Origin of the sequence: Parvularcula marina (assembly GCF_003399445.1) — a bacterium.
GTDB classification, from domain to species: Bacteria; Pseudomonadota; Alphaproteobacteria; order Caulobacterales; family Parvularculaceae; genus Parvularcula; species Parvularcula marina.
The window spans coordinates 1,539,427-1,560,417 of the sequence record NZ_QUQO01000001.1 but is presented as its reverse complement, the minus strand read 5'-3'; the positions used below and the strand labels follow the sequence as shown (position 1 = coordinate 1,560,417).

16 protein-coding genes are annotated in these 20,991 nt (G+C 56.8%); 5 read left to right on the top strand and 11 right to left on the bottom strand.

Translation table 11 applies throughout. From position 1 onward, the window contains the following. Positions 1 to 51: 51 nt before the first annotated feature. From DX908_RS07485 to DX908_RS07465, 5 genes are all read right to left on the bottom strand, one after another. A complete protein-coding gene (locus tag DX908_RS07485) occupies positions 52 to 2,325 on the bottom strand; it encodes a TonB-dependent receptor (RefSeq protein ID WP_233508651.1) in 2,274 nt (757 codons plus the stop codon). A gap of 329 nt (positions 2,326 to 2,654) precedes the next feature. Further along, positions 2,655 to 2,963, bottom strand: a complete 309-nt coding sequence (locus DX908_RS07480; protein ID WP_116391738.1) for a hypothetical protein — start codon at positions 2,961 to 2,963, stop codon at positions 2,655 to 2,657. A 4-nt stretch (positions 2,964 to 2,967) separates the two neighbouring features. After that, on the bottom strand, positions 2,968 to 4,095 hold the full coding sequence (locus DX908_RS07475; protein WP_116391737.1) for a class I SAM-dependent methyltransferase: 1,128 nt from the start codon (positions 4,093 to 4,095) through the stop codon (positions 2,968 to 2,970). A 44-nt stretch (positions 4,096 to 4,139) separates the two neighbouring features. Beyond that, positions 4,140 to 5,558 carry an MFS transporter gene (locus DX908_RS07470; protein ID WP_116391736.1) on the bottom strand — a complete coding sequence of 473 codons (1,419 nt, stop codon included), beginning with the start codon at positions 5,556 to 5,558 and terminating at the stop codon, positions 4,140 to 4,142. Further along, the gene (locus tag DX908_RS07465) at positions 5,558 to 7,069 is read right to left on the bottom strand and encodes an aldehyde dehydrogenase (RefSeq protein ID WP_116391735.1); all 1,512 of its coding nucleotides are present in this window, start codon (positions 7,067 to 7,069) and stop codon (positions 5,558 to 5,560) included. Before DX908_RS07465 ends, DX908_RS07470 begins: the two co-directional genes overlap by 1 nt. A 170-nt stretch (positions 7,070 to 7,239) precedes the next feature. On the opposite strand from DX908_RS07465, the gene DX908_RS07460 reads away from it, so the two are divergent. Continuing rightward, on the top strand, positions 7,240 to 8,070 hold the full coding sequence (locus DX908_RS07460) for a GntR family transcriptional regulator (protein ID WP_116391734.1): 831 nt from the start codon (positions 7,240 to 7,242) through the stop codon (positions 8,068 to 8,070). Here the strand turns inward: DX908_RS07460 and DX908_RS07455 are convergent, their stop codons facing one another. The 3 genes from DX908_RS07455 to DX908_RS07445 all read right to left on the bottom strand — a co-directional run bounded on the left by DX908_RS07455 (position 8,071) and on the right by DX908_RS07445 (position 11,539). Next, entirely contained in the window at positions 8,071 to 8,832 is a 762-nt protein-coding gene (locus DX908_RS07455; protein WP_116391733.1) for a maleate cis-trans isomerase family protein, read from the bottom strand. It lies immediately after the preceding gene. After that, positions 8,832 to 10,031: an FAD-dependent oxidoreductase gene (locus tag DX908_RS07450; RefSeq protein ID WP_116391732.1), complete on the bottom strand. Its 1,200-nt coding sequence runs from the start codon at positions 10,029 to 10,031 to the stop codon at positions 8,832 to 8,834. Before DX908_RS07450 ends, DX908_RS07455 begins: the two co-directional genes overlap by 1 nt. Positions 10,032 to 10,120: 89 nt before the next feature. Beyond that, positions 10,121 to 11,539 carry a sodium/proline symporter gene (locus DX908_RS07445; RefSeq protein WP_158548570.1) on the bottom strand — a complete coding sequence of 473 codons (1,419 nt, stop codon included), beginning with the start codon at positions 11,537 to 11,539 and terminating at the stop codon, positions 10,121 to 10,123. A 142-nt stretch (positions 11,540 to 11,681) separates the two neighbouring features. Here DX908_RS07445 and DX908_RS07440 point away from each other — a divergent pair, with 142 nt between their 5' ends. Beyond that, the gene (locus DX908_RS07440; protein ID WP_233508717.1) at positions 11,682 to 12,527 is read left to right on the top strand and encodes a GntR family transcriptional regulator; all 846 of its coding nucleotides are present in this window, start codon (positions 11,682 to 11,684) and stop codon (positions 12,525 to 12,527) included. A gap of 68 nt (positions 12,528 to 12,595) precedes the next feature. Here the strand turns inward: DX908_RS07440 and DX908_RS07435 are convergent, their stop codons facing one another. Then, positions 12,596 to 13,069 (bottom strand): hypothetical protein, encoded by a 474-nt coding sequence (locus DX908_RS07435; protein WP_116391729.1) that lies wholly within the window; start codon positions 13,067 to 13,069, stop codon positions 12,596 to 12,598. A gap of 2 nt (positions 13,070 to 13,071) precedes the next feature. Next, positions 13,072 to 14,448, bottom strand: a complete 1,377-nt coding sequence (locus DX908_RS07430) for a hypothetical protein (protein WP_116391728.1) — start codon at positions 14,446 to 14,448, stop codon at positions 13,072 to 13,074. Positions 14,449 to 14,611: 163 nt separating this feature from the next. Between DX908_RS07430 and DX908_RS07425 the strand changes: the two genes are divergently transcribed. Next, complete coding sequence (locus DX908_RS07425; RefSeq protein WP_116391727.1) at positions 14,612 to 15,274, top strand: hypothetical protein; 663 nt, start codon at positions 14,612 to 14,614, stop codon at positions 15,272 to 15,274. A gap of 13 nt (positions 15,275 to 15,287) precedes the next feature. Here the strand turns inward: DX908_RS07425 and DX908_RS07420 are convergent, their stop codons facing one another. Then, positions 15,288 to 17,513, bottom strand: coding sequence for an ATP-binding cassette domain-containing protein (locus DX908_RS07420; protein ID WP_116391726.1), 2,226 nt, complete (start codon positions 17,511 to 17,513; stop codon positions 15,288 to 15,290). Positions 17,514 to 17,609: 96 nt separating this feature from the next. Here DX908_RS07420 and DX908_RS07415 point away from each other — a divergent pair, with 96 nt between their 5' ends. Together DX908_RS07415 and DX908_RS07410 are read left to right on the top strand one after the other, a co-directional pair. Continuing rightward, on the top strand, positions 17,610 to 18,929 hold the full coding sequence (locus DX908_RS07415; protein WP_116391725.1) for an HlyD family type I secretion periplasmic adaptor subunit: 1,320 nt from the start codon (positions 17,610 to 17,612) through the stop codon (positions 18,927 to 18,929). Positions 18,930 to 19,089: 160 nt separating this feature from the next. Further along, positions 19,090 to 20,946 carry a TolC family protein gene (locus tag DX908_RS07410; RefSeq protein WP_147303751.1) on the top strand — a complete coding sequence of 619 codons (1,857 nt, stop codon included), beginning with the start codon at positions 19,090 to 19,092 and terminating at the stop codon, positions 20,944 to 20,946. The last annotated feature ends 45 nt before the right edge of the window (positions 20,947 to 20,991 follow it).

The window sequence follows — 20,991 nt, the reverse complement described above, 5'->3', positions numbered from 1 at the left end:
AAAGCCCCGCCATGATGGCGGGGCTTTTCTTCGTCGTACTTACCAGGGAGGTTAGAAGTTGATGGAGAATGTTGCGCCGAACTGGCGGGACTCGACCAGCGGGAAGAGGAAGCCGCGCTCATAAGGCGTTGTACCCGGAACGTTGTTCTGTTCTGGCGGCTGCGGTGCAAAGTTGCCGTTCACGAGGTCCGCATAACGCACCACTGTCGACGGCGTTTTGTCGTCGAGGACGTTATCAACGAAGAAGGTCAGCTTCCACGCATCGCCCTTGGCGAAACCGGTACGCAGGTTCAGGAGGCTGCGATCGCCGGTATGCGCAAAGTTATGAACCTGAGCATATTTCTTGCTGATATAGGCGTAATCACCCCGCAGGAACCAGTCATACTGACCATCCATAATGGGCTTCGTATACTGAGAAGATGCCGTGAAGTGATGCTTCGGCGAGTTCGGGATCTGATTGCCTGCCGTCTGGCCGCCCTGAACGCCATCGTCGTTCACGCAGTCAAAACCGGTCAGCTCACCCCCCTGAACGGGGTCACAGAAATCGGTCAGTTCTGCATCGGAATACGCATAGCCGACATCGAATTTCAGCTCATCCGTCGGGATCCACTGAGAGTCGATTTCAAAGCCCTTCACTTCTGTCTTACCGGCATTCGTGACGATCGAGGTCGGCACGCCGCCTACAAAGACCGAGTTACTGAGTTGCTGTTTGTCCCAGTCGATGAAATAGGCTGCGACGTTCAGGAAGAACGTATTGTCCGCCCAGCTCGTCTTGGCGCCGATCTCATAGTTCCAGGCTTCTTCTTCATCGACGTAAATCAGATCAGCCGGGAGAGCAGGGTCTTCGTTGATGTAGCCCGGCTTGTTCCCAAGAGCGATCACGCCATAGAGCAGCATGTCGTCCGTTGCCTGATAGTCGATAGTAAAGCGCGGCGTCACCGAGGAGAATGTCTCTTCGAGGATGGGGCCTGCGGCCGTTTCTACTCCGATCGTATCTTCAGAGTAGCGAATCTCAGCCCGTGCCGTCAGTGCCGGGGAGAGGTCGGCTTCTACCGCGCCGAAGATGGCCCAGTTATCCGTATATTGCGTACCGAAATCCGCAATGACGGCTGTCGACATCGGGAAGCGGCGGAACGACTCTTTCTCACGCTCATAGTAGAAGGTGCCGATCGTACCGCGGATTGATTCCGAGGCCGGTGTGTCGAGCCGGAGTTCCGCTGACCATTCGTCCTGATCAATATGCTCCACACGGACCAGCGTGTTGCCTGCAAAGTTATTGAGGTTGCCGAGGAACGTGTTGTCCTGGCCATAAACGGACGAGGAATCCGTGTAGCCAGCATTTGAGGACAGAATATAGCCGGAGCCGCCAATGTCCCATTCCATCGAACCGGAGATGCGGAGGACTTCGCGTGTCAGGCCGGCATCGTCACCGAGGCGGGCAAGATCGAGTGTCGTCTCGTCGAATTCCTGGACTTCACCGCAGTAAAATTGCCGCGCCTGATCGAGGAAACAGTTATTAAAGAAACGGCTTTGCACGACCTGTGCGGCGGGGCCGTCATCGTCCTCATTATAACCTGCACGCAGCGTCATGCTGACAGTTTCGGAGGGATGGAACTCAAGCGAGCCGTTAAAGCCGATTGTCTGTTCCTCACCGACCTTCTGGCCATCCAGTGAGTTCTTATACTCACCGCCATAGTCGTAGTAACGTCCGTGAACGAAATAAAAGAGCTTGTCTTCGATGAGCGGGCCGCTCGAGCTGACATTGATGTCATATTCGCCGAAGTCTGCCACCGTCGCGGTGACATTATTCTCGAACTCATTGGTGCCCTTCTTTGTGATGACGTTTACGGCACCAGCAAAAGTCGCGCGGCCGAAGAGTGCCGCCTGCGGACCTTTGACGACCTCAACCCGCTCAACAGCAGCAAACGGGAAGGACAGGAAGGAGCCGGAATAAAGGATCCCGTCAACGAAGACGGCCGCGTTGGTTTCACCCAGAATATTTGACTGGCCGCGAATGACGGGGCGGGACGTGTCGCCTTCGGCACCGCGGCGTCCGCCGAATTTCTCCATAGTGAAGCCGGGCGTGAAGTTACTGACCTCGCTGATATCCTTGAGGCCGCGTTCTTTCAGGCCCTCTGAATCAAACGCGTCGACTGAGAGCGGAACATCCTGAAGGGTTTCTTCCTTCTTGCGGGCTGTCACAACGATGACGTCGCCGGTAGGCGCGCTTGCCTCTTCTTCCTGTGCGGACGCACTGGCTGGCAGTGCGACGCAAAGCGCGATCTGTGAAGTCGCTAGCAATGCCAAAAAGCGTGTACGTTTCATGTCCATAATCGCTGTCTCCTTTACCGCTTGCCGACGCTCAATCTTGAGCGGTAGCCTCCAGCCCTCTGTTGCTTACGCAAAAGCATAATCCAAAATCACTTGTATTAGAAACAATACATCTGCTTCGGATGCGCAATCCCCCAAGTTGTCACATATGTGCAACATGTTGGCTCGATCTGGTGTGGCCAAAAGATCGCTGCATGCGACTGCAGATTGAAGTGATGAGAGGGTAAGTTGCGGAAGTGATGATTGGGTAGGAGTGCAATACTGCACCCGTCACGATTTCACTGACATGATGTCAGATGCGGACAGGTTCGTGTCTTGTCCTGTTACTGACGGTCAAGGCCGAGCAGTTCTTCCTCAATGGGTTTGAGGATGGCGTTGACGAGCTGCTCGTGAGCGGCCTGACGTTGCTGGATGACATCCTGCGACGGGGTGTATTGGGCAATCTCTTCTTTTGTCACGAGACCTTTTGCGATCAGGATCTGCTTTAGGGTGTCGTGTCGCTCAAGCGAGACGGCAAACTGCTCCGTGAGGCCAACCAGCATGGCGTAAAGCCGATCGAGACCGGGGGTTTCGAAAAACTCCGGACGCGTCGTTGCGGAAGTCACGGGATCTTTTGTGTAATCGATATCCATCTGATCACCCGTCGGTTGCCGGTTTTTCGACAGCGGCAAGATACCATTTCATAGTTTTGTCGGCCTGTTCAAAAGAGCCGAAATAGCCTTTCGAGGTATCAAACCCCGCGGCGTCGAACATGTCCTTGCAGTTATTCTGTGCGTAGTCGGTCCAGTAAAGCTCGCCATTGAACCATTTATCGAAAGAACGTTCCGCTTTCTCATAACTGTCGAGTTCTGAGAAGCGCAGCGGAACGTCCTGGTGCACACAAATTCCGCCGGGTTTCAGGAGCCTCCACGACTCTTTGAACATCGCTTTTTGCGTCTCTGTGGACATCTCATGCATCGCGTTATGCGACACGATGAGATCGAAGCTGTTATCTTCAAACTTCGTCTGGGCGACATCCATCTGATGGAAATGGACGCTCGCGCCCAGCGCTTCTGCACGCGCGTGACCATAACGCAGCATGGATGGCGCGATGTCGATGGCGTGAACTTCCGCATCGGGAAAGGTGAGGGCGTAGGGAACGGATGACGCGCCGACAGAGCACGCCATATCGAGAATACGCGCCGGTTTGAAGTCGGGTTTCCATTCGCCAAGGAAGCGGATCATGCATTCTGCCTTGCTCTCGCGCGTACCGACATTCTGCCCGCGTGAATAAAGCGCTCCGCCCTCCTCATAATAGGCACCGGCTAGAAGGTCGGAGGGGCCTTCATCCCGCAGGTAGCCCCCGGGTTGAAGATGTATGTGAACCTTTTTCAGTTCTTCCGGCAGTTCCAACGCCGGATCAAGAGTGACGGAGCCAAGATTGGACTTCGATTTTGTAAGTGCATCAAACCGCAACGATAGGTTTTCGGCGGAGGGTTCCACCGTGTCGGCGATGGCCGACCACATCAATTCCTGACCTGTCAGCTTTAGCGTGCAGATCGTCTGATAGAGATCGTCTTTGTAAAGGGCATTGAGGACCGCATTGTCCCTCACGTCGCCTTCCGGCTGGGAGGCAACGTCCGAGGCGATACGCTTGTCATAAATGACGCGTGCCTTGCGGCGCATCTGCTCCACACGTTTCTTGAAGGCGAGCACATAGCGCTGCCGCGCGGCGATATCACCTGCCGGCTGGGTGAGGAGGTCGTGCTGTGCATTCCGGGCCATATAGATGTCCTCTCACATAAAGGTCGGAAGCAGTGCGGCCGGTGTTATCTGGCTGCTGCCTCAACCTGATCTTCGCTCAAATTATACTGCGTCAGCAACAGGACGCTGAAGAACAACAGTGTCGCAGGCAGGACGGAAACGCACAGATAGATCGCCCTAATAGCAGTTTCTGGTTGATCCGTTGCACCTGTCGTCGACGAAATATATCCCATCAGGCCAAGGAAAATCCCGGTGATTGCTCCGCCCACTGCGAAAGCGAACTTCTCTGCGGTGGTGAAAATCCCGGCGAAGATGCCTTCGCGGCGAAGCCCGGAGCGCTGAGCATCATGAGCGATGGCGTCTGGCAGCATGGCCTGACCGAAGAGAAGCGACCCCGCCGTGGTGATGCCATGCAGGAACTTGCGCAGCATTGTGACTTCCATGGGCTCGGAAGCAGAGGAGAACCACCAGCTCAACAAGACTAATCCGGCGAAAACCGACGCACACATATAGAGGATGCGTTTGTCGCGCAGTCTCTTGGCTGCCCAATACCACAGAGGGTTGCCGACCAACATACCGGCGGCATTGGCAAGGCCGAGGAGGCCGAGCGCGCCATAGCCTTTATCCAGAACATAGACGACAAAGTAGATGAACGCGGCCTGCGTTACGGCGAGAGACGCAAGGTGCAATGTCTTGACACCAACAAGGATCATGAACGGCTTGTTCGTGAAGATGAGTTTGAGTTTCTCCGCGCGGCTCAGCGGTGATTTCTCTACGTTCGTCGTTGCGCGCGCCTGACTGGTGGCAGCAAAGCAGGTGATGCTCGCGATAAGGATCAATGCGCCATAGATCCAGGCGAGCATGACATGCCCTTCGCGTCCGCCGCCCCACATGGCAACCAGCATCGGGGCAAAGGAGAGACCCGCAAGGCTGCCGAAACCGATCGCGTACACACGAAATGAAATCAGCCGGGCGCGTTCGAGATAATTTGTCGTCATCTCCGCCGGCATGGCGAGATAAGGGACGTTGAAGATCGTATAACCGGTCGAATATAAGATCAGTAGACCCGCAAAGATTGCGATCGCATATGGGGTTTCCTCAATGCTCGGCGCATTGAAAAGGGCGATGAAGGCTGCGGCGGAAACGAGGCCGCCAAGAACGAGATAGGGACGGCGGCGACCGGCACGGCTTTTGGTACGGTCGGAGATTGCCCCCATCAGGGGATCGGTGATGGCATCGTAAATCTTTGAGAGGAAATAGATCACGCCATAAGAGGCGGCCGCGATGCCGAGAAAATCCGTCGCATAGCGTTGCAGCAGCAGATTGACGGAATTGAACATGACGGAGATGCCGAATGTTCCGACCCCCCAGCCAATGCACAATAGTAGTGGCAGGGCTTTCGCAGGATCGTAGGCGCCCGCCACTTTCGGCTGGCCGTCTTCGCCCGGGTTCAGCGTCGGGGCATCCGTCACATTCTTGTTCACTAGGCTTCCGATCCAAGCTTCGGCAGATTGGGTTTCGCCATGGGAATGACGGTTGTTTTTTGTTCTGTATAGAAAGCTTCGCAGGATGCGCCGCTTTCGCTGCCAACACCTGAATCCTTGAACCCGCCAAAGGGCGCGCGCAGCTCCCGGACAATGGGCGTATTGATCAGCACCATGCCGGCCTTGATGGCTTTATGGGCGGTCGTTGCGGTCTCAAGGCTTGATGTCCACACATAGCTGACAAGGCCAAAGTCGGATTCATTGGCGATCCGCCATGCTTCCTCAGGCGTGTCAAAGACCTGAATAGTGGCGAAGGGGCCGAAGATTTCTTCCTGACAGATCCGGAGGTCATTTCGCGGCGTGACGGCGACGGTCGGCTCGAAGAAATACCCGCTGGAGTATCCATCCGCGGCGCGACCGCCGGTCAGGATCTCGCACCCCTCTTCGCGCGCAAGGTCAGCAAAGGAAAGGACACGGTTGAAATGGGATTTGGTCGCAAGCGGACCGATTTCCGTGCGGCGATCAAAGGACGATCCCATGCGCAGATTATTCGTACGGCCGACGAAATCAGCAACGAACCGGTCGAAAATGGACCGCTGCACGAGGATGCGTGAACCTGCGAGGCATTGCTGACCATTATTGCTGAAAATACCAAGCAATGATCCGTCCAGGGCCTGTTCATAATCGGCATCATCGAAAATGATATTCGCGGATTTGCCGCCGAGCTCCAGCGTGACGGGCACGAGGTTCTTGCCTGCGGCGGACATGATGGCGCGCCCGGTGGCGGTGCCGCCGGTAAAGGACAATCGGTCAATGCCGTCATGCGATGACAGCGCCGCGCCCGTGGTTCCGCCGCGTCCATTCACGAGATTTACGACGCCTTCGGGCAGGCCGGCTTCAAGAAGTAGCTGCGTAACGCGAAAGGCCGTCAGGGGAGAGATTTCTGATGGCTTCACGACGCAGCTATTGCCGAACGCAATAGCGCCAGCAATTTTCATTGTGGTCAGGGCGATGGGCGCGTTCCATGGACCGATCAGGGCGGCAACGCCCACCGGTTCGCGCGTGACCACCGTCAGGTAATCTGGCTGCTGATAATAGGCGTCACCGGATGTCTGTGAGCAGTATTCGGCGAAAAACCTGAAGTTCAGGACAGCGCGGGTGACGTGACGTGTTTCGGACTGCCGGATCGGAGCGCCGATATTCAGTGTCTCAAGCCAAGCCAGCTCTTCCTGATGTTTCTCAATCAGGTCCGCGATGCGGAAAAGCACTTTCTGGCGGTGATCGCTGGAGGCTTTTGACCATTCGCCTTGTTCGAAGGTTTCCTGAGCTGTCCTGATAGCGAGATCCAAAGTCTCATCATCGGCTTCAACCGCATGGGTGACGACTTCGTCGGTCTCGGGACAGATAACGGGTATCTGATCGCCCTGCGTATAGGTTTCCCCGCCGATGATGTTTCCGCAAAGTGCCGGTATCTTGTGGCTTGCTGCAATGTCGCCGGTCGTGTCGGACATGAGGTTCCTTTTCAGCCGCTGGGTCGGCAAGGGGCTCGGTAACTTGGTCTACATTAGATACAAGTTCCGGACGGGCGCAACTGATTTCTGACCCTTGAGCTCTGGATTGACTTGCTATGTAAGCCGTTATGACGACAGGTTGCAAAACAAGAACATAGAGGATCGCCCCGGTGACAACTGCTAAGGCGAAGGCTGCCGGCCACACGCCGAAAAACCAGAAGGCCTCATTTGGCGATGGAGAGGAAGGACATTCGCGCGCAGGCGTGCCTGTCTATTACAAGCTCTATGTTCTGCTGGCCCAGAAGATCCGCGATGGCGAACTTGGGCCGGGAGAGCCGCTACCGTCCGAAAGTGAGATGACGGCCGAATATGGCGTGTCGCGGGTGACGGTGCGCAAGGCGCTCAATCAGCTTGAGAAAGAAAATCTCGTCATCCGCCGTCGCGGTGCGCGCAGTTGCGTGGCCCCGCGGGAAGAAGAGCCCTCGCCGCCGCTGATCAGGGGGCCGATCGACAATCTGCTGACCCGCGGTCTGGCAGCGCAGGCACAAAATCTTGAAACCGGCTGGAAAGTGCCGACCCTCCATGCGATTGAGGCGCTGCGGTTACAACCGAATACGGAATGTTTTCGTGTCGTTCGACTCAGATTGCATGATGATGCGCCGTTTTCCTACAGCCGCGTCTATGTGGCGCCCAAGACGGCAAAACCACTGGCGGATATACCGCTGGGAAATGATCCGGTACTCGTTCATCTAGAAAGGGCCGGGTTTCGCGCCTCCTGCGCGGATCAAAGCATCAGCGCGACTTTGGCGCATGACCCCGCCGCCTCGGCGCTTGGCGTTCCCCTAGGGTCGGCCCTGATCCAGCTTCGCCGGACAGTATATGATGCGGATGGCGAGCCCTGCATTTATCAGGTCAGCCTTTATCGTCCGGACAAGTACGAATATTTCATGCGGCTGTCGCGGGAGAGCGCCACCATGCGCCCGCAATGGCGCCATACCTGATCAGGGCACGCATTCCGCAAGTCTGGCTTCCCAGCCGCTGATGTCCAAACCGTCCTCTGAAATCAGGTCGGATGCGCCTGCGAGTTCAAGCAAGCGCCAGGCAAGACAATAATTCGAGGACAGAACGGGCAGGTTTTTCTTGGAGCCTGCGATGCAAGCGAGTGTCGGCATGCCGGTCCCGCTTAACAGAATGGCGTCCGTGTTCTCCGTATCAAGGGGTTTCAGCGCCTCGGTCGCATCTTGGCTGGTCAACTCGTAAATCGTCGTTGTGTCCGCGGTGCGGGTTTCCACGCGATGTGCACTGACAACTTCCAGATCCCGGCTGCGCCAATAAGCGACGGCCGCCTCCACCAACGGCTGGGGATAGGGCATGACGATAGTGATGCGGTTGATGTTTTCGGCTTTCAGGCGGGCAAGAATGGCTCTGGCTGCGGTTTCTACTGGATAGCCGAATTGCTCAGAGAGCTTTTTACATGCCTGATCTTCACGCTCTGCGCCAACAAGGTATGAGCTTCCGGTGCAGGCAAATCCGAAGGCTGACAAATGCATGCCGCCATAGGTGCCGAGCGTGTCTTCAAGCTCCTCGAAATAAGCCGTGAGACGGGCGAGGGGATTGGCAGCTTTACTGACAAGGCGGCTCGCCTGAATGGACACAGCGCGCGGATAGAGCACACTGAATTCTGCTTCGACGGTGGGGTTTGCCTGCGGCGTGGCGACACCGATGCGCGCATTCCGACCGTAATCATAGACCCGATCCGGCATCAGTCGATCGCCATCGACTGGCGCCAGCCTGCGATCATGGAAGAATGAAGCAGGTGCGCATGAAGGGTGTCTCGGCTACTGACTTTTTCTTTGAGTTGCGCGAACATCTCGCTGCGGCGTTCGGGATTGCGCTCCTGCATCCTTTTCCGGTTCGCATCTGCCTGTTTCAGGATCTGCTCTTCGGCGACGGGACGGCGCTGGCGCGTATACCTGTCGAGTCGTTCAATGGGGGCACCCTGATCAACTTCGTGCAGGGCTTGGGTGAGGAACCATGCGTCATGCAGGCCGCCATTCATTCCCATGCCGCCGCTTGGGCTGTTGATATGTGCAGCATCTCCGGCGAGGATCACGCGGCCGTTGCGATAATCATCAACGATACGCATGTGGATGCGATAGCGCCGGGTATCTTCGACTTCGTATCCGTCTTCATTGGGAACGATTTCCTGCAGCTTTCGCTGAATTGATTCAGGCTTGAGCGCGTCTTCGATATCTTCGTCCGCATCAGGATAAAGACTGCACCGCCACAGATCCGGCAGGTGGAGGAGGCTGAATGTGCCGCCTTCTTTCCAGACATAATTGATGCCGGAAAGGTTCGGTAAATGCTCCTCGAACGGAAAACGCGTGGTCGCGAGGATGGTCGTTTCCGGATAGGTCAGCCCTTCAAATGGGAAGTTCAATGCCTGCCGGACCTGGCTGCGCGATCCATCCGCGCCGATGACATAGCGGGCTTCAAGCGTCTCCACGCCATCGGATGTTTCGAACGCCAACGACACTCTGGTGTCATCCTGCGTCAGGTCCGTCAGGCGATAGCCGAATTTCACATCGATATTTTCGCGCTCAAGCACCTCTTTCAAAAGCAGCTTGCAAAGGCGTGATTGCTCGCATTGCAGGCGATAGGGGTGACGGGTGTCCTCGCTCAGGACACTGAGATCGAATTCCACGTAATCATGGTCGGGATGCTGCCTGATCTGCCATGTCGGGCAGACACGGCCTTGCGCAATCAACCGATCCGCAATGCCGGCATCTTCAAGAATATCCAATGTTGGCGGGTGAAAGGTCGAGGCGCGCAAATCTTCGGGCAGCTCATTTTCCGCCTCCAGAACAACGCAGGAAACGCCGAGATTGGAGAGCCGGAGCGCCGAGAACAGTCCGACAGGGCCTGCGCCGATGATCGCTACATTATAATCAGAAGATGGCATGCATGGTTCCCGGTCGGCTCTTTATAACTGGAGTCGGCACTGCGACCGGCCCGCCATGCCACATATATTATATGAAATACAAGTTGGAGTTATCGCTTTGATGCGTTTCGCTTGGCTCTAGCCATCAGAATGACGATGCTGAAGCACCATGGGAGCAATCGCTCCGCAATGTCTCCCGGCGTGTTGGGCAGCAAAAAGAAAGTCACGGCGGAGCCGAAGCCTACAAGCATCGCGGCCATGACAGTGGCTGGGCCGTGCTTAAATCCTATAACGCGAGCGACCACGATCGGGCCGAACGCGGCACCAAGCGCGGTCCAGGCAAAAAGGACGCGCTGGAAGATTGTATCCGGCGCCAGAAAGGTCAGCACAACGGCCAGAGCGGCAACGAGGATCATCACGATCCTGGAGACGAGCACCGCATGCCGCGGCGCGATCCGCTCAAGCTGCATGTCATGTGTGATGGAGGAGGAGACGACCAGCAACTGGCTGTCGACCGTCGACATGATGGCTGACAGGATGGCCGCCATCACGACACCGCTCATGATCCCGGGCATGTATTCAGCGGAAATCTGGAACAGCAGCGTCTCTGATGCTTCCAGCGAAGGGAAAAGCACGCGACCGCACAAGGCCAGCAGCGTCATACCCAGATAAACAGCGATGCTCCAACCGAAGGCAATGGCAAATCCCTGCTTGCGTGCTTTGTCGTCGCGAAGCGCCATCAGACGATTGAGGAGATGCGGCTGGCCGAGCGTTCCAAGACCGATACTGATGGAACCCACAACAAAGAGGATCAGCGTCAGGCCCTGATAGCCGCCAGTCGCATTCAGAAACCCGGCAGGTGCCGCCTGAGGCAGGGTACTCAGGAGGCTTGCGGGGCCACCAACAGCAACCAGTGCGGCGATCGGTACAGCAAGACTGATCGCTACCATGAATAGCCCCTGAATGGTGTCAGTCAGTGAGACGGCCCAGAAGCCGCCCAGAAGAGAATAAAAGAGAACGACAACGACTCCAATCAGTACGGAATAACTGAACTTCCAGTCGAAGTAGGTTTCGAAAGTTCTGCCGGCGCCCTGAAGCTGGGAAGCGACATAAAAAGTAAAACAGAAGACAATGAGAAGCGTGGCAATCGCTGCGATGATGGCGTGCGCGCGCCGAGGCTGGCCGTGAGAGATATAGTTCGTAAGCGTCAGATGGCCTTGGGTCCGTGTTTCATCATTCAGCTTTTTGCCCAGTCCTAGCCAGACAGCGACATAGCCGCCCCATATGCCGGGCAAGAGCCAAAGGGCCGAGAGGCCAACGGCATAGACATATCCTGAATAACCAAGAAGAACCCATACGGAAGAAGTGCTGGCCGCATAGGACAACCCGGAGACGAAGGGCCCCAGCTTGGCGCCGCCCAAAATGAAGTCGTTGTTGTCCTTGACGCGTCGATAGGCGAAAAATCCGATCCCCAGCAGGACCACATTGAAGAAGGCGAGAAAAAGCAGAGTGGTCAGGTTTTCGGACATGGGCTTTCCCTGCAGCATCGGCTTTCGCTGAATGCGGGCCGTTTTTCCTGCAAATGTCATAATGATATGATATATCTAATCATTGCAAGCCGTCCTCTGACTGCGCGAAAAGGCGATCTGAAGGACGCACCCATTGAGCGAGGTGACTGCGCAGGACGTGGCGGAAGAATCAGCAATGAAGAAAAAGCAGTCTGCGGCTGAGATGCCAAAACCGGTCGAGGGGTCGGCGCCCATCAATGCGTCAGCACACACACCGCTTTATCATCAGGCGTATCTTGTGCTGCGCGACCGCATCGTCGGCGGCGATTATCCTTTCAACACAGTTCTGCCTAGCGAGGCGAAACTCTGCGAAGAATTTGACGTCTCGCGGATCACGATCCGCCGGGCCCTCAATGAACTGGCCGAAGAGGGGTATGTCACGCGCCAGCAGGGGCGGGGCACGACCGTTTGCTATGAGATGCATGCGCGGGCGCCCAAGGCCAATTTCGACGGGCTCATCGAGAATCTACTGATCGTCGGCAAACGAACGGAAATTGAGCTTCTGGCATTTGAAATGCGCAAGGCAGAGGCGATCGTCGCGTCAGCGCTGGAGCTGAGAGAAGGCGATCTTGTTCAATATGTTGTCCGCCGCCGGCGTTTGTCTGGCGCGCCATTCTCCCATGTTGTCAGCTATGTTCCAGGCGACATCGCAAAAGGCATTGGCCGCAAGGATCTGAGCGCCAAGCCGCTCCTCGCGATTCTCGAGGCAAGAGGCGTGCATATGACAAGCGCCCGCCAGACCGTCACGGCGGTGGCCGCGTCACCGGATCTGGCGTCAGCGCTTGAAGTGGAAGTCGGTGTTCCGCTGACCCGCGTGACGCGGATCGTGCACGATCAGAACAAGCGGGCTGTCGAATATATCGTCGCGCATTACCGGCCGGATAAGTACGTGTTCGAAATAAACCTCAGGCGTGCCGAAGATTCTCATGAGAGAAAGTGGATCGCGTGAAAAAGCGCATCTGCTGACGCGGGTGCTTGATACTGCATGCCAGCGGGCCAAAAAGCCCGCCGGTCACGTTAGATGGTTTGCTCAAATGGCAGAGCAGAGGCTTCCAGAATGTCTGCAAACTGCTCGTCTGTCATGCGCGGGTTTATCTGGATTCCATAGCCGCTTGGCTGCGTACGCCGCAGGATGCCTTTGAGCGCGACATCGCCGATGTGGACCACGATACGCTCATTCGTCCGTTCCTGGATGAAACGGGAGGCCGGACGGAAATTGATCCCGCCAAGCGAGGCATCCGTCACCACGCCATCCATGCCGAGGCCTTTCTCGACAAATTCGAGGCGCGCGATCAGGAAACAGCTTTGGCGCTGGTCCGTTCTCAGATGCTCATTCTTGAGCCGGTCCTTTTCAAGACGCTCAATCAGCGCATCTTTTTGCGCTTGCGTGAATTTCTCAAGCTCGCTGTCGCTATAGCCGGAAGAGCTAAGGTCTACAGGTGCTGGTGAGGCGGGTTTTTTGGGTTTGCGAAGTACGGATAGAATAGACATGCTTATGCCTCCTTCGCGATGCGGGGTTCGTTAGTTTCGTCATCCGCGCTGGCTCCGGCGGACTGCTCCATCGAATAAATCGTCCGGACCAATTTCTGCAGGCGAGAGACATCATATTGCACGCTGTCCTCGGCGAGGGCGTTTGACAGATACTCAGCCTCAGAATCATCCCGGTACGTAATCTGGCCTTGCGCGGATTTGTTCGCGGCAATCTCGAGACGGAGCGATTCAAGCGTGTCATGCAGAAGCATGTCGCGTTCCTGAAGGTCACTGCTGAAGATCGTTGAGACTTTATGGACCTCATCTTTCAGGTCAGTAGCGCGGGCGAGGGAGGAAATCGCTTCACTCGATTGCTGCATAGCTCTTGTCGTGTGGATCTGCTGGCGCGTCAGGACGCGGGCAACATGGACCAGCTGGGCAATTTCTTTTTTCTGTTCGCGGTTTTCTTCGGTCAGCTTGCGCAGCACCTCAAGTGAGGTGTTCAGAGTACGGTTCTGGCGCTGTGAGGAGTTCACCACATAACGTGCGGTCCGCATCAGAAGTGCAAGGCGTTTCTCTTCGATGGCGGCGCTGTGTTGAGCGGCGGCCTTCGATGAACCGCTGGCTGGGTTCTCCTGAAGCTCGACAATGGTGGAGAGCCAGCGGGAGAAATCAGATTTCAGATTGCCGCTTGCCCGGCCGACAAGCTGTGACATGATGCTGATCGTCAGTGAAGTGACAAGACCAAATAGGGATGACGAAAAGCCTGTTGCCATCCCGCCGAGAGGCGTCTGCAGGTTCGCCATCAGGGCCGACACGGTTGCGGCTGGGTCTGCACTATCGAGATCCAAGCCCCCCAAGATGTCGCCGACAGATGCCAGCGTCACCATCAGGCCGATAAATGTCCCGATGAGGCCCAGGAAGACAAGGATGCCTGAAACGTAAGTGATCAGCCCACGCCGCTCCCCAAGCCGATCATCGATACCTTCCATCAGAGTCTGCATCGTCGCAGCATTGATGGTCAGGGTGTGGTCACGTGCAAGCTGCTCAGAGATCAGATCATAGGCCTGCCCGAGAATCCGTGGACGCTTGAAAACAATGGCAGGTGAGTGCGCGCGCTCAAACCGCCACATCGGGTCGGCATCAGGGTTCCGCAGCTCACGCTCAGCATCCTCATGTGCTTCTTTCAGGGCATAGAGGGCAAGAAATTCGTTCCGCAGGGCATAAAGGGCCATGCCGACGAGAGAGAGACCGAATGCAAAAGTCCCAATAATCGTCAGGTTAAGAGGGACATTCGACTGAATGGCGGACACGATGAAATCACGCTGCCAGAGAGCGAGCGTGAATAGGATCGCGGCCACTACGCCGATACGGACAAATTCAGTACGGATGGAATTCATGCCACTATCAAACCCTGTTTTCCAAAGGTTTTCTAACGGCCATTCGCTTAAATACGGTTACTCGAATTAAGGTTGACGAGGAAAGAGCGTTAACACTTTCTTATCAGGCACCCTTCCATTTTCCCCAGATATCCATCTGTCCTGCCCTAAATGGAGGTTCATCATGCCCGTTGCTGCGACGTTGTTGGCCATCGCCTCCATGGCAGGCGCGGAAGGGATCAAAGACCGCCTCGCGGTCGACGGACAGGTCGGAACAACAGGGATCGGCATCAGCCTGCATCACCGTTTCTCGAACAAGTTCATCATCCGCACAGGGCTTCAATATGCGGAGCTTGATGCCGCTGATGAAGACTATGACGGCGTGCAGTATGATCTCTCTGCTGATCTGAGTGGCGCGACCGCGACGATTGACTACCACCCTTTCCAGAACGGTTTCACGATCTCCTCAGGTCTCTTTTATGGCAAGGATCCCGGCTTCTCGCTGGATGGAACGCCAGATGGTGATGTCGAGATTGGCGGCAATATCTATACGCCTGAACAGGTGGGCGTGATTTCCGGCACGGTGCAGGCGAGTGAACTGATGCCCTATGTCGGGGCGGGCTGGGACAGCACCTATTATAGTGACCGGCGGGTCAATGTGTTCGTCCGTGCCGGGATGCTGTTCTCGGCTTCACCTGACGTCCGGCTGTCAGCCGAAGACGGATTGCTGAGCGAGGATCCGGGCTTTCTAGCCGATCTCTTGCTTGAACAGGAAAACGTCGAGGACGAAATTGACGGGCTGAAAATCTATCCCGTCCTGAATATCGGTTTTTCCTACCGTCCCTGAACTGCTCTTGGCTTTAGCTGTTGGCGGCGCTTTTCGCAGGCGCCTGCATCGCCATCAATTCCTTGACAGTTGAATCTTTCACGATCCGTCCGGCATCAAGCGTGATCACGCGATCAACGGCATTCAGAAGCCGAAGGCGATGGGTGCTGACGATAATCGTGATGTCACTTGGCAGGGCCTTGAGCGCTTCGATGATATGGGCTTCTGCCGATTGATCCATCATCGAGGTCGGCTCATCGAGCACTAGAACACGGCAATCCCTCATGAAAAGGCGGGCAAGACCGACTGACTGTTTCTCTCCAGCGGAAAGGGCAGAGCCCCGCGGGCCGACATTCATGCCGTAGCCTTGCGGGTGCAGCCGCGCGAACCGGTCGACACCGGAGAGCTGAACGGCGCGGGCCAGTTGCTGCTCGTCGATTTCCGTCAGCCCCAGGCAGATATTGTCGCGCAGGCTGCCTTGCACGAGGACGACATCCTGATCGAGATAGCCGATCTGACGGCGTAAGAAACGGGCGCCGTATTGGCTTGCTTCGTGGTCGTCATAAAGCATGGTCCCGGTGCTGGGCGCATAGATACATGAGAGAAGCCGGAGGAGGGTACTTTTGCCGCTGCCGTTCCGGCCAACAAGGGCGATCCGTTCACCGGCATTGATCTCAAGGTTCATTCCCTCAAGGGCGGGCCTCTCCGTGTCCGGATGGGTGTAGCTGACGGACCGTGTAGCAATCTTGCCCGAAAAGGACCGGCGGTTACTGGTCAGGTCACGGGCGCTCGGCTCCTCTTCGGGAAGATCAGCCAGCGTTCTGTTGATGACCGCGGCCGTGCCAAGCAGTTTGCAGATATTGTCGGTGAGCTGCGCAATCGGCATGACCGCGCGGCCGACAAGGATCGTGATGGCGGCCATGCTGCCGATCGACATCATCCCGCCACTGATGCGGAAGACGCTCAGGACCACCGTGCCGACAATGGTCAGCTGAATGATGATGCTGGCAGCGTTGGAGGCAAAACGCGCCTTGTGGCGGGTCAGATGAAGCTGCCCGGCGGAAAGCCCGGTCAGGCGTTCATAGCGGGCGAGCAGGTTATACTCTGCTCCCGTCGATTTGATGCTGGAAAGCGAGTCGATGGTCTCGTTCATCTGCTGCGTTGTGGCGCTGCGCAGGCTCATCGAAATCTTGTTCTGGCGCATGGTCGCATTGGCCGTGCTGGCAATCAGCGCCACGACGATCATCATCCCGGCAATCGGGCCAAATACGACAGGCCCACCGATCATGAAGACGATCATCAGAACCGTGATGGAAAAGAGCGCATCAGCGACGATTCCGGCGAGAACTTCCGGCAAGAGGAGCGTGAAATTATCGATCTCGCCTTGCAGGCTCGTCAGCGCGGAAGAGGATTTGGGCGATTTCGCCATGGGGGCGAAAAGGATCTGCTGGTAGATCTTCCGCTGGATCCGTGAAGACAGGGACAGGCCGAGCGCATCGACGAATTTCAGGCGTGCATATCTCACCCCTAAATCGGCGAGCAGGATGATGGTGATCCCCAGCGCCAGTGTCTGAAGGCTCTCAATGGCCGAATGCGGAATGATCCGATCATAAACCGACATGATGAAGAGCGGCAGTGCGATCAGGAACATGTTGGTCAGGATCGCGGCGGTGGCGAGCTGGATCAGCAGCGGCCGGTGATCATTCCAGAGGGTACGGAGCGACTGGCCGAGAATGGTCGTACGGTGCTCATCAGCAAATGAGTTGGCGGCGGAATTCGCCTGACCCAGAAGGCGGCGGACAGCATTATTCTCAAGATTGGGAATGATCAGCCGGCCAGAGAGGAAGGGCTCAAGCGCGGCTAGCTGCGTATCGAGCTTGCCGGATTTCCCTTCGATGAAAACCCCTTTGAGGCTTTCGGTCAGGATATAAGCACCGCCGGTTTTGGTCAGCGCGATAGAGACGGGCGGCAATTTGCGCTGCGTCTTGCGTGAAATGGTCTCGAAACGGACATTCAGGCCGAGCCGCTCAGACATGAGCGCGATGGTCTCGGGGCCTGCGATATCTCGGGGTAGGTCATGCTCGTCTGCGCCAACCGGAATGCCGGACTCCACATACTGATCGGAGATGCGTGAGAGAGCCTCTGCGATCGACAGCGGCACAGGGAGCGCTTCGGCCGACACAGGGGCCACCGCGACTTCATCCTCATGGCCATGCGGCCCATTCACAAAAGGCAGGGATCTGGTGAGCCGGTTCAGCATCAATCACTCTTTGTCTCTGGGGCGCTCATACGCTGGTAGCAAATTGTTAGGGGGCAATCGGTAATGGTCCATTAACGATAAGTGGAACCTTGATCGGTGCTGAATTTAGACAAGACAGAGGGCTCCGGGCAGGAAACGGATCCGCTCGCAGATCCTGTTCATGCCATTACCACTGAGGTCAGTGCCTCCTTCGTCCGTATCGTGGCGGTCGTATTCGGGGCAATCCTTGTCTGGGCGGCGGTCTGTCAGGTCGACCGCGTGACGAGGGGCAGTGGGCGGATCGTCTCGCAGGAGCGGAACGCCCTTATCCAGCACCTTGAAGGCGGGATTATCAGTCAGGTGCTCGTTCAGGAAGGTGACTATGTCCAGAAGGGGCAGGTCATGATGCGGATCGAAAGCAGCTTTGCCGAAGCTGAATTCGCCTCGCAGAAAGTGGCTCTGGGCAATGCGCTGATCCGTAAGCGCCGCCTGCAGGCGGAGGCGAATGGCCAGGAAGAACTCGACTTCCTCGACCTGCCTTTCGAGGTGGCTCAGGACCAGATATCCCAGCAGGCACGGCTCTTTGAGCGCCGTCTTCAGACGCAAAAAGAAACGCTGTCTGTGCTGAACGAACAGGTTGCCCAGCGCCGGGTCGAATTGTCCGAGAAACAATCTGCCCTGACGAGCAAGCGCCGCGAGCGTGAATTGATGTCCGAACGCCTTGAGAGCCTGCGCGGGCTGGCGGCCGAAGGCGCTGTCGCGCGGAATGATCTCATCAAGTCAGAGACTGAATACCAGCAATTGGAAGCGCAGGTTTCCGAGCTGGAGCACCAGGTCCAGCAAAACGATGCGTCCCTTTCTGAGGTCAAAAGCCGCAAGCGCGAAGCTGAAGCGAGCTTCCGATCCGAAGCGGAACGCGAGCTTGCCGAAACCGAAGCCGAGATCTCCCGGCTTGAGCAATCGATCGCGGCCCTGACGGATCGCCGCCAGCGCTTCGATGTCAGTGCGCCTACCAGTGGACGGATCAACAAGCTCTACTTCAACACCGTGAACGGGGTCGTGCGCCCCGGCCAGACGCTTGCCGAGATCGTGCCGGAAAATGCGCCAATCGCTGTTGAAGCCAAGATCGCGCCGAAAGACCGTGCCAAGGTTTACACCGGCCTCAAGGCCATCGTGAAGGTCAGCGCCTATGACTTCACCCGCTATGGCGGCATGGAAGGGGAGGTCATCGAGGTCTCACCCGATGCGCTGCAGGACGAACAGGGGAACACCTATTTCCGCGTCATGATTGAAGCGGCAGGTGACCAGTTCGGCGACGGCAATCCCATCGTGCCGGGCATGCTGGCGGAGGTCGACATCATCTCTGGTCAACAGCGTGTCCTCGACTATGTCCTGCGCCCCGTAAAACGGATTCAGGCCAATGCCTTACGCGAATAGAGGGCGTTTTCCCCCGTTAAGCATCGGGTAAGGATACGAATGGTAACCATCCTTAATCCGAGGTTAATGGCCGTCACAGCCGCGTGGCTCGTCGGCGAGGGAATGGGCGTTGCGATCTGCTCAGCTTCTATTGGCGTTGTGTGCTGCGCAGACTCTTCATGTGTCTGCGCTGCATCAGGCTGTGGCGGCTACATCGCTGATACTTCAGGATAATTCTGATGAAAGTGACGAGCTCGCTTCGCTGATTGCCGAGGCGAGTGCAGGGCCAGTCGCGCTCGAATATGTCCCGCCTGCCGACGACGGAAAGTTCTTCGCCGAAGCCCGCCTCGCCGAGAATTCAACGGCAGAGAATCGCGCCTCGCGCAAGAAAGCACTTCGGGGACAGCCGCGCCGGATAGATCCCATCGTCAATGACGAAGATGCAGGCGGCGACGCTCCCCTGCAGGAAGACGAGCCGGAAGAGCGATTGCTGGAGCTGGATCAGCCTGTGGAGGCAGCGGCTCCCGCGCCGATGCCAGCAGCTGCACCCGTCATCAATGAAGCAGAAGAGTCCGAGAAAAGGCGCTCAATCCTGCAGCGTTTCTCTTTCGATCTTCATCGGGATGATGAGGAAGAACAGCCGAGCGGCCCCGAACTCATCGTTCAGCGCGAAAGCCTGCATGATGGGGATGCGGAGCAATATCAGAAAGCGCTGGAGCCGATCGTTACCAAGTCGACGCTCAAACGGGATGACATCAATCAGTATTTTATCGCACCTCCGGACAATTCTGGTGACCAGATGCGGCTCGAAGATGTCCTGATCTATACGCTGTCGAACAGCCCACGGATCGGAGCAGCTCGCTGGCGGGCAGAAGATGCGCGCTATGCCGTGCGCGCAAGCAGGGCCGACATGATGCCGCAAGTCCAGCTTGGCGGGGCAAGCGGCGTTGAGGGGACGCATCTGGAAGGACAGCCACGCGTCAGCATTCTCCAGCGGTCTGAAGCCTATGTCCGTATACGCCAGCGGATCTTTGACTTTGGCCGCACATCGAACAGCATCAAGCGGGCAAAATCCCTGCAATATGCTCGTGAACTGGAAAAGCGCGACACGGTTGAAGACACAGCCGTCGCTGCGATCAACGCCTATCTCAACCTCATCAGCGCCGAACAGCTTGTGGCTTCAAGCGAGGAAAACATCACAGCGCATGAGGATATCGTCTCGCTCGTTCAGAAGAACTTCGATGCAGGGAATATCTCCGAGGCGGAGTTGAAACGGGCGATGACCCGGCTCGACCGTGCCCGGACCAATCTCATCGACCTGCAGAACCGTCGGCAACGCGCGATCGGAGATTTCCGACGGATTACAGGGTTGGAGCCGGGACCGCTCGTCGTGCCGGCCATGGATCTCAGCCAGGCTTACGAGCTCAAATCCGAAAACATGGACGAGTTCCTTCAACACAATCCCGCGATGCAGGCGCTGTTGCGCGAGATGCAGTCGATCCGGCACCAATCCCGTGCGGTAGCAAGAGAAAGCCTGCCCGATATCGATCTGCAGGTTTCGACGGCGTACAAGGAAAATATCCTTGGGGCGGAAAGCTGGGCGTCCGATGCAAGGGCAATGGTGACGGCGACGTGGCAGGCCTATGATGGCGGCCAGTCTTCCGCAAAACGAGGCCAGTTGAATGCGCGGGAGAATGAGACCCGCCAGCTTCTTCTAGAGCTGCGTGGCGAGCTCAAACAGGACGCCTACAACATCATCTCCGTCCTGCAGACGAGCCAGGACAAACGCGATATCCTCCGGGAACAAGTCGATGCCAGCGAACGGGTCGTGGAGCTTTACAAAAAGCAGTTCGAGGCCGGGCGGCGCTCACTCCTTGATCTGCTGGATGCCCAATCCGACCTTTCGGTCGCTCGCGAAGAGCTGATTGTCACGACTTTTGAGAATACGAGCGCCTCAATCGGCAGTCTGCGGATCCAGAATATCCTGCTCGAATACCTCATCGGCGAATATGACCTTCCGGGTGCCCTCAATCGTTAACGGCACCTTACCGGATCGTCCGCCAGCGTTAATTTTCCACCACTT

What these genes read in the sequence shown, in the direction of transcription:
- DX908_RS07445 (WP_158548570.1), bottom strand. Translation starts at nt 11,539, where the DNA reads ATGTCCGAAAACCTGACCACTCTGCTTTTTCTCGCCTTCTTCAATGTG.
- DX908_RS07420 (WP_116391726.1), bottom strand. Translation starts at nt 17,513, where the DNA reads ATGCTGAACCGGCTCACCAGATCCCTGCCTTTTGTGAATGGGCCGCAT.
- DX908_RS07435 (WP_116391729.1), bottom strand. Translation starts at nt 13,069, where the DNA reads ATGTCTATTCTATCCGTACTTCGCAAACCCAAAAAACCCGCCTCACCA.
- DX908_RS07480 (WP_116391738.1), bottom strand. Translation starts at nt 2,963, where the DNA reads ATGGATATCGATTACACAAAAGATCCCGTGACTTCCGCAACGACGCGT.
- DX908_RS07425 (WP_116391727.1), top strand. Translation starts at nt 14,612, where the DNA reads ATGCCCGTTGCTGCGACGTTGTTGGCCATCGCCTCCATGGCAGGCGCG.
- DX908_RS07450 (WP_116391732.1), bottom strand. Translation starts at nt 10,031, where the DNA reads ATGCCATCTTCTGATTATAATGTAGCGATCATCGGCGCAGGCCCTGTC.
- DX908_RS07475 (WP_116391737.1), bottom strand. Translation starts at nt 4,095, where the DNA reads ATGGCCCGGAATGCACAGCACGACCTCCTCACCCAGCCGGCAGGTGAT.
- DX908_RS07430 (WP_116391728.1), bottom strand. Translation starts at nt 14,448, where the DNA reads ATGAATTCCATCCGTACTGAATTTGTCCGTATCGGCGTAGTGGCCGCG.
- DX908_RS07485 (WP_233508651.1), bottom strand. Translation starts at nt 2,325, where the DNA reads ATGAAACGTACACGCTTTTTGGCATTGCTAGCGACTTCACAGATCGCG.
- DX908_RS07455 (WP_116391733.1), bottom strand. Translation starts at nt 8,832, where the DNA reads ATGCCGGATCGGGTCTATGATTACGGTCGGAATGCGCGCATCGGTGTC.
- DX908_RS07465 (WP_116391735.1), bottom strand. Translation starts at nt 7,069, where the DNA reads ATGTCCGACACGACCGGCGACATTGCAGCAAGCCACAAGATACCGGCA.